This window comes from Pseudomonas sp. BN102, assembly GCF_029871245.1.
Lineage (GTDB): Bacteria > Pseudomonadota > Gammaproteobacteria > Pseudomonadales > Pseudomonadaceae > Metapseudomonas.
On record NZ_SSON01000019.1, the window covers coordinates 20,829 to 28,117 of the forward strand.

General features: G+C 68.4%; 8 protein-coding genes. 5 read left to right on the forward strand and 3 right to left on the reverse strand.

Annotation, left to right across the window (positions count from 1 at the left end; genetic code table 11):
* Positions 1 to 4 precede the first annotated feature (4 nt).
* Genes E8F12_RS02175 through E8F12_RS02190 form a run of 4 tightly spaced genes read left to right on the forward strand, consistent with a single transcriptional unit; the run spans position 5 to position 2,887 of the window.
* Entirely contained in the window at positions 5 to 784 is a 780-nt protein-coding gene (locus E8F12_RS02175) for an ABC transporter permease (protein ID WP_280323651.1), read from the forward strand.
* A complete protein-coding gene (locus tag E8F12_RS02180; protein WP_280323652.1) occupies positions 784 to 1,638 on the forward strand; it encodes an ABC transporter ATP-binding protein in 855 nt (284 codons plus the stop codon). Before E8F12_RS02175 ends, E8F12_RS02180 begins: the two co-directional genes overlap by 1 nt.
* Positions 1,635 to 2,600, forward strand: coding sequence for a HEAT repeat domain-containing protein (locus tag E8F12_RS02185; RefSeq protein WP_280323654.1), 966 nt, complete (start codon positions 1,635 to 1,637; stop codon positions 2,598 to 2,600). Before E8F12_RS02180 ends, E8F12_RS02185 begins: the two co-directional genes overlap by 4 nt.
* The gene (locus E8F12_RS02190) at positions 2,600 to 2,887 is read left to right on the forward strand and encodes a gamma-butyrobetaine hydroxylase-like domain-containing protein (protein ID WP_280323655.1); all 288 of its coding nucleotides are present in this window, start codon (positions 2,600 to 2,602) and stop codon (positions 2,885 to 2,887) included. The genes E8F12_RS02185 and E8F12_RS02190 overlap by 1 nt, the downstream gene beginning before the upstream one ends.
* 106 nt (positions 2,888 to 2,993) lie before the next feature.
* Here the strand turns inward: E8F12_RS02190 and tauC are convergent, their stop codons facing one another.
* From tauC to tauA, 3 genes are read right to left on the reverse strand one after another with little or no spacing between them, the layout of a single operon-like run.
* Positions 2,994 to 3,827, reverse strand: a complete 834-nt coding sequence (gene tauC, locus E8F12_RS02195; protein ID WP_280323656.1) for a taurine ABC transporter permease TauC — start codon at positions 3,825 to 3,827, stop codon at positions 2,994 to 2,996.
* Positions 3,824 to 4,606, reverse strand: a complete 783-nt coding sequence (gene tauB, locus E8F12_RS02200; RefSeq protein WP_280323657.1) for a taurine ABC transporter ATP-binding subunit — start codon at positions 4,604 to 4,606, stop codon at positions 3,824 to 3,826. Before tauB ends, tauC begins: the two co-directional genes overlap by 4 nt.
* 53 nt (positions 4,607 to 4,659) lie before the next feature.
* Positions 4,660 to 5,637: a taurine ABC transporter substrate-binding protein gene (gene tauA / locus E8F12_RS02205; protein WP_280323661.1), complete on the reverse strand. Its 978-nt coding sequence runs from the start codon at positions 5,635 to 5,637 to the stop codon at positions 4,660 to 4,662.
* A 396-nt stretch (positions 5,638 to 6,033) separates the two neighbouring features.
* Between tauA and E8F12_RS02210 the strand changes: the two genes are divergently transcribed.
* Positions 6,034 to 7,289 (forward strand): OprD family porin (locus E8F12_RS02210; protein ID WP_280323658.1); only part of this gene is annotated, 1,256 nt, incomplete at its 3' end.

Sequence of the window (7,289 nt, forward strand, 5' to 3'; positions counted from 1 at the left end):
ATCGATGACCTACCTATACCGCTGGCCCCTGCGCCTCGCTTCGCTGGCCGCCTGCCTGCTGTTCTGGCAGCTGGCCGCCACCGCGCGGCTGGACCTGGGCCTGTTCACTTTCACCTACGTACCCACCCCAGCCGCGGTGCTCGACGCCGCCTGGCAACTGGCGCACTCCAGCAAGCTGCTGCCGCACCTTTCCAGTAGCCTGGCGCGGGTGTTCGCCGGCTACCTCGCCGCCGCCGTTCTCGGCGTGCTGCTTGGGCTCGCCATTGGCCGCTCGAAGTGGGCCGAGGACAGCCTGCTGCCGCCGCTGGAAGTGCTGCGGCCGATCCCGGCGGTGGCCTGGATTCCCCTGGCCATCCTGATGTTTCCCTCGTCGGAGCTGTCCATGGTGTTCATCACCTTCACCGGCGCGCTGTTCCCCATCCTGCTCAACACCGTGCACGGCGTGGAGGCGGTGGACCCACGGCTGATCGCCTCGGCGCGCAGCCTGGGGGCCGGGCGCCTGGCTATCCTGCGCGAGGTGATCCTGCCCGGCGCGGCACCGAGCATCGTCACCGGGCTCGCCATCGGCATGGGCACTTCCTGGTTCTGCCTGGTCACCGCCGAGATGATCTCCGGGCAGTTCGGCATCGGTTACTACACCTGGGAGTCCTACGTGGTGCAGAACTACCCGGACATCGTCGTCGGCATGCTGCTGATCGGCCTGCTGGGCATGGGCAGCAGCGCTTTGGTCAAGCGCCTCGGCGCACTGGCAACGCCTTGGTATCACGCGCGGAGGAACGCCTGATGAGCAGCCATGAATACGCCCTGGAGCCCGGCCGCATCGCCGCTCGCGGCTTGTCCATCCGCCTCGGTCAGAGGCGCGACGCCTTCGAGGCGGTGCAGGCCCTGGACTTCGCCATCGCGCCGGGGGAGTTCGTCTGCATCCTTGGCCCTTCCGGGTGCGGCAAGTCCACCCTGCTGGGTGCCCTGGCCGGGCACTTGAGGCCCAGCGCCGGCCACCTGGAAGTGGATGGCCGCCCCGTAAACGGCCCTTCGCCGGAACGCGGCATGGTGTTCCAGCACCACACCCTACTGCCCTGGCGCAGCGTGCTCGACAACGTCGCCTTCGGCCTGAAGATGCAGGGCGAGGGCAAGGCCGAACGCCGCCGCCGCGCCGCCGAATTCCTCCAACTGGTGGGCCTTGGCGACTTCGCCGGGCGCTGGCCCAGCCAGCTTTCCGGCGGCATGCAGCAGCGCGCCGAGATCGCCCGGGTGTTGATCAACCGCCCGCGCCTGCTGCTGATGGACGAACCCTTCGGCGCCCTCGATGCGCAGACCCGCTCGCGCATGCAGGAGCTGCTGCTGGATATCTGGACGCGCATCCGCACCACGGTGGTATTCGTCACCCACGACATCGACGAAGCCCTGTTCCTCGCCGACCGCATCCTGGTGATGAGCCCACGTCCCGGCCGTTTCATCGAGGACCTGCACATCGACTTCCCGCGCCCGCGCCGCGCCAGCCTGCTCACCAGCTCCGGCTTCACTCACCTCAAGCGCCACTGCCTGGAGCTGTTGCGCCATGAGGACGGCCGCGAACTGCCGCGCCTGACGCCCCTGGGCCTGCCTGCCGACCATCCGCCACTGCGAATCGCCCTATGATCGAACCTGAAACCGACAACCCCGATATCCTCGCCCTGCTGCTGCGCCTCGGCGATGACGACGCCGGCGTGCGGCGCATCGCCCTGATCGAACTGGCCGACCTCGAAGACCCCGAAGGCCTGCCCTGGCTCATCGCCGCGCTTGCCTCGGATGATGCCGCCGAGGTGCGCGCGGAGGCCGCACGCCTGCTGGAAGCCTGGGAGGAGCCCGACGTGGTACAGGCGCTCTGCGCGGCCCTGGCAGATCGCGCCGAACCCGTGCGCCTGGCCGCCGCCCAGAGCCTCAGTGAACTGAAAAGCCTGGAGGCCGGGCGGCTGATCCTGCCTTGGGTGGAACATGCCGACGCCTTCGTTCGCGCCAGCGCCCTGCGCGCCCTGCGCGAGTTGCGCCTGGAGGCGGCAGCGGCCCCTGCGCTGCTGGCGTTGCAGCACCCCGAGGCACTGGTACGCCGCGAGGCGGTGGGCATTCTCGGCTGGCTGAAGCACGCCGCCGCCGTGCCGGCCCTGGCGCAGCTGGCCAGCGACGACCCGGATACCGAGGTGCGCCGCGCCGCCACCGGCGCGCTGGGTCTCGCCAGCGATGCCGGCGTGCTGCCGGCGCTATACGCGGCCCTGGGGGATCGCACCTGGCAGGTGCGCGAAGAAGCCGCCACCACCCTGGGCAAGATCGGCCTGGACGAAGCGGGTGCGGAGCTGGTGCAGGCGCTGACCGACGACTACTGGCAGGTGCGCCTGTGTGCCGCCCGCGCCCTCGGCCGTCTGCGCCATCGCCCGGCCGGTAGCGGACTGGCGGCGCTGCTCGGCCATGGCGTCGCCAACCTGCGCAAGGAGGCCGCCCTGGCTCTGGGCGATCTCGGCGACAGCGCTGCCCTGCCAGCCCTGCGCGCGGCGGAAGCCGACGGCGATCCGGAAGTGCGCAAGGCGGTACGCATCGCCCTGGCGCAATTGCAGGAGGTGGCCTGATGGACGCCCCCAGCAGCCTGCGCAACTCCCTCGGCGAGGCGCGCCTGACCCTGGAATGGGCCGATGGCGAGCGGCAGGCGATCAGCCATGCACGGCTGCGCGGCGCTTGCCCTTGTGCGCAATGCAAGGCGGCGCGGCTGCGCGGGGTGATAGCGACGGTGGACGAAGGTGTGCGCCTGCAGCGCATCGCGCTACAGGGCTATGGTGTGCAGCTGGTGTTCAGCGATGGGCACGAGCGAGGGATCTTTCCCTGGGGGTATTTGCGGGAGTTGGGCGGCGCAGCCTGAGCCTGAGTGGAAGTTCCGTTGGGCTTCGCTGCGCTCAGCGCCAGCCTACGGAACGGCGTGCTCTTGTAGGTTGTGGCTGAGCTAAGCGAAGCCCAACGAGAAGGTGTCAGTGGCTCTGCCCGTGCCACGGCACAAGCTTGCGTTGCAGGGCGCGCAGGCCGAGTTCGAGGGCGAAGGCGATCAGGGCGATGACCAGGATGCCGAGGATCACCACATCGGTGACTAGGAACTGCGCCGCCGACTGCACCATGAAGCCCAGGCCGCGGGTGGCGGCCACCAGTTCGGCGGCCACCAGGGTCGACCAGCCGACGCCGAGGCCGATGCGCACGCCGGTGAGGATGTCCGGCAGGGCGCTGGGCAGGATCACATGGCGGATCAGTTGCGCCCGGCTCGCGCCCAGGGACTGCGCCGCGCGCAGTTTCGTTGGGTCGACATTGCGCACGCCGGTCGCGGTGGCAATGGCAATGGGGGCGAAGATCGCGAGATAGATCAGCAGCACCTTGGACAGCTCGCCGATGCCGCACCAGATGACGATCAGCGGCAGGTAGGCCAGCGGCGGGATGGGCCGGTAGAACTCGATCAGCGGGTCGAAGATGCCCCGGGCGATGCGGTTGCGGCCGATGGCGATGCCCAGCGGAATCGCGGTCAGCACCGCCGCCAGCAAGGCCAGGCCGATGCGCCCGAGACTTGCGCCCAGGTGCTGCCAGAGGCTGGCGTCCATGTAGCCCTGGGTCAGCAACAGCCAGCCCTTGCGCGCGATGGCCTGAGGGTTGGGCAGGAACAGCGGTTCGATGAGCCCGGTGGCGGTCACCGCCCACCAGGCGAAGAGCAGCGTGGCCAGGGTCAGCAGGCTGATGGACAGGGTGCTGAGCGGCCGGCGCGGACGCGCCGGCACGGTCGGGTCGGCCTTGCCGGCCAGGGAAAGGTCTAGGCTGCTCATGCGCTTCTCCTCTGGCGTTCGGCGAAGACCTGGGCCAGGACATGCTCACGGGTCTCGATGAAGTGCGGGTCGGACTTGATCGCTCGCGCACTTTCGCCGGCGGCGTAGCGCTGGCCGAAGTCCAGGCGCAGGCGCTCGCTGATGCGGCCCGGGTTGGGCGACAGCAGGATGAGTTCGCTGGCGAGGAACACCGCTTCCTCGATGTCGTGGGTGATGAGGAATACCGGCTTGGCCGCGCGCCGCCAGACTTGCAGCAGCAGTTCCTGCATCTGCTCGCGGGTGAAGGCGTCGAGGGCGCCGAAGGGTTCGTCCATCAGCAGCACGTGCGGGTCGGCGGCCAGGGCGCGGGCGATGCCGACGCGCTGTTTCTGTCCGCCGGAAAGCTCCCAGATGCGGCGTTTGTCGAAGCCGGCCAGGTCCACCAGCGCGAGCAGTTCGCGGGCGCGGGCCTCGCGTTCGGTGCGGGGCACGCCTGCCAGCTCCAGGCCGAAGGCAACATTGCCGAGCACATCCTGCCAGGGCAGCAGGGCGTCGTCCTGGAACACCACGCCGCGCTCGGCGCCGGGTCCGTTGACTGGTACGCCATCAAGGCTGATGCGCCCGGCGCTGGGGGCGACGAAGCCGGCGATCAGGTTGAGCAAGGTGGTCTTGCCGCTGCCGGATGGACCGAGGGCCACCAGCAGTTCGCCGGGGCCGAGGTCGAGGGAGATGTCGGTCAGTACCGGCTCTGCCGTGCCGGGGTACTGTGCGCTGATGCGCTCCAGCTGGAGTAATGCCATTTTCTGCAGGTCTCGAAAGGGCCTGCCCGAAGTGTCCGGGCAGGCGGGGTGAATCAGTTCTGGACGTACTTCGAGCTGACGTAGGGGGCGTAGTCCGGGAGCACCGCTTCGACCTTGCCCTGCTCCTTGAGGAAGCGCGCGGTCTCACTGATGGCCTGGGTGGTGGGCGCGCCCAGGGCGGTGGCCTGGTCGGCGGCCAGCGGGAAGACGTTGCCCTGCAGCAGCAGCGGGATGTCCTCGGCCTTGGCGCCGGAGAGCTTCACCAGCTTGTCGATGTTGCCCTTGTTGGCCAGCCAGGCTTGCGGGTCCTTGCGGTAGTCGGCGTAGGCGTCGAGGGTGACCTTGGCGAAGGCGCGCACCACTTCCGGATGTTGCTCGGCGAAGTCCTTGCGCACGATCCAGGCGTCGAAGGTGGGCGCGCCAAGCTTGCCCAGTTCGGCGGAGCTGATCAGCACCTTGCCGGAGGACTTGGCCACGCCCAGGGCCGGGTCCCAGACGTAGGTGGCGTCAATGTCGCCGCGTTGCCAGGCGGCGACTATGGCCGGCGGCGCGAGGTTGAGGATGGTGACCTTGGACGAGTCGATCTGCCAGTGCTCGAGGGCCGCCAGCAGGCTGTAGTGGCCGGTGGAAACGAAGGGCACGGCGATCTTCTTGCCGACCAGGTCCTCGGGCTTGGCGATGCCGGCGCCATTGCGCGCCACCAGGGCCTCCGCGTCGCCGATCTGGGTGGCAATGAGGAAGGTCTGGATCGGCAGCTGGCGGGTGGCGGCTGCGGCCAGTGGGCTGGAGCCGACATAGCCGATCTGCACGTCGCCGGAGGCGACGGCGGTAATGACTTCGGCGCCGCTGTCGAACTTGCGCCAGTCGATCTCGGACTGGCTGGCCTTCTCGTAGGCCCCATCGGCCTGGGCGACCTTGGCCGGGTCGACGGTGGTCTGGTAGGCGACGGTGAAGTCCGCGGCCTGGGCGCTCAGGGCCAGGCTGCCGAGGGCCAGGGCCGCCAACAGGCGACGGGGGAACAGGGACGGGATCATCGGAGGGACTCCTCAACGGGCTTGGGCCGGTCTTGGAGGCCGGGCCACGGGACGGGTGCTGCGTTCTGGGGTGTCCGGTGGTCCGGTGATGCAAATCTAATGATCTAAAAAACTGCGTTAAAATACTTTGTTGGAATTAGCTTAGAGAGCGCTTGAGACGGGCCTTGGGGAAATTCTTATTACATTTTGGTCTTTAAATCTGAAAAATAATTCTTTTTACGAATTAACATTCGCCGCCTAGAGTGGCGGCCTGCCGACAGCGGACCGCCGCATCGCATTTGCACCGGAGCCTGTGAAAACGACAGTGGCTTCGAAGGTCACGCGGCGGCGCATCGCGCCTGCTCCTGCTCCGGTCGCCCAACACCCTTACAAGACCGCATTGGAGCATCGAGCATGAACAAATCAATCCTGAGCCTGGCCGTCGCCTTGGGTGTCCTGGCCCAGCAGGCCGCCGCCGGCGGCTTCCTCGAAGACAGCAAGGCCAGCCTGACCCTGCGCAACTTCTACATCAACTCGGACAACCGCGAAGGCACCGCCGCGCCCTCCAAGCAGGAGGAGTGGGGCCAGGGCTTCCTGTTCAACTACGCCTCCGGCTTCACCGCGGGCACGGTCGGCGTTGGCGTCGACGCCCTCGGCCTGCTCGGCGTCAAGCTGGATTCCGGCAAGGGCCGCCACTTCAACCCGACCAGTGCCAACTACGGCGGCACCGTGTTCCCCACCGACAACGACGGCCGCGCCAAGGACGACTTCGGCAGCCTCGGGGTGACCGGCAAGCTGCGCTTCTCCAAGACCGAAGCGCGCCTCGGCACCCTGCTGCCGAAGCTGCCGGTGGTGACCTACAACGACGGCCGCCTGCTGCCGCAGACCTTCGAGGGCGGGCAGGTCACCTCCAACGAGATCGCCGGGCTGACCCTGGTCGGCGGCCAGCTGGAACACGCCAAGGGACGCAACTCCAGCGACGCCCGCGGCCTGTCCATCGCCGGTGCGAACAACGCCCGCAGCGGCCAGTTCGTCAACACCTTCTACTTCGCCGGCGGCGACTACAAGGTCAGCGACGCCCTGCTCGCGCAGTACTACTACGGCAACCTGGAAGACTTCTACCAGCAGCACTTCTTCGGCCTGACCCACACCTGGGCGCTGCCGGTGGGCGCGTTGAAGTCCGACCTGCGCTACTTCTACAGCGATTCGGATGGCCAGAACGCCAGCGCCGCCGGGCGTCGCGAAGGCTTCGTCAGCAGCGGCAACTGGGCGGCCAACGACCCGCACCGCGGTGAAGTCGACAACCGCACCTGGAGCGCCCTGTTCACCTACAGCCTGGCCGGCCACGCGGCGAGCCTGGGCTACCAGCAGCTCTCCGGCGACAGCGCCTTCCCCTTCCTCAACCAGGGCGACGGCGCCACCGCCTACCTGATCACCGACCGCCAGATCGGCAAGTTCCTCAGCGCCGGCGAGCGCACCTGGGTGGCCGAGTACGGCTTCGACTTCGCCAAGCTCGGCGTGCCGGGGCTGAAGGCCCAGGCGACCTACCTCAAGGGGACGAACATCGAGACCCAGGGCGATGACCAGGGCGAGTGGGAGCGCGATTTGCGCCTCGACTACGTGCTGCAGGGCGGCCCGCTGAAGGGCCTGGGCGTCTCCTGGCGCAACGC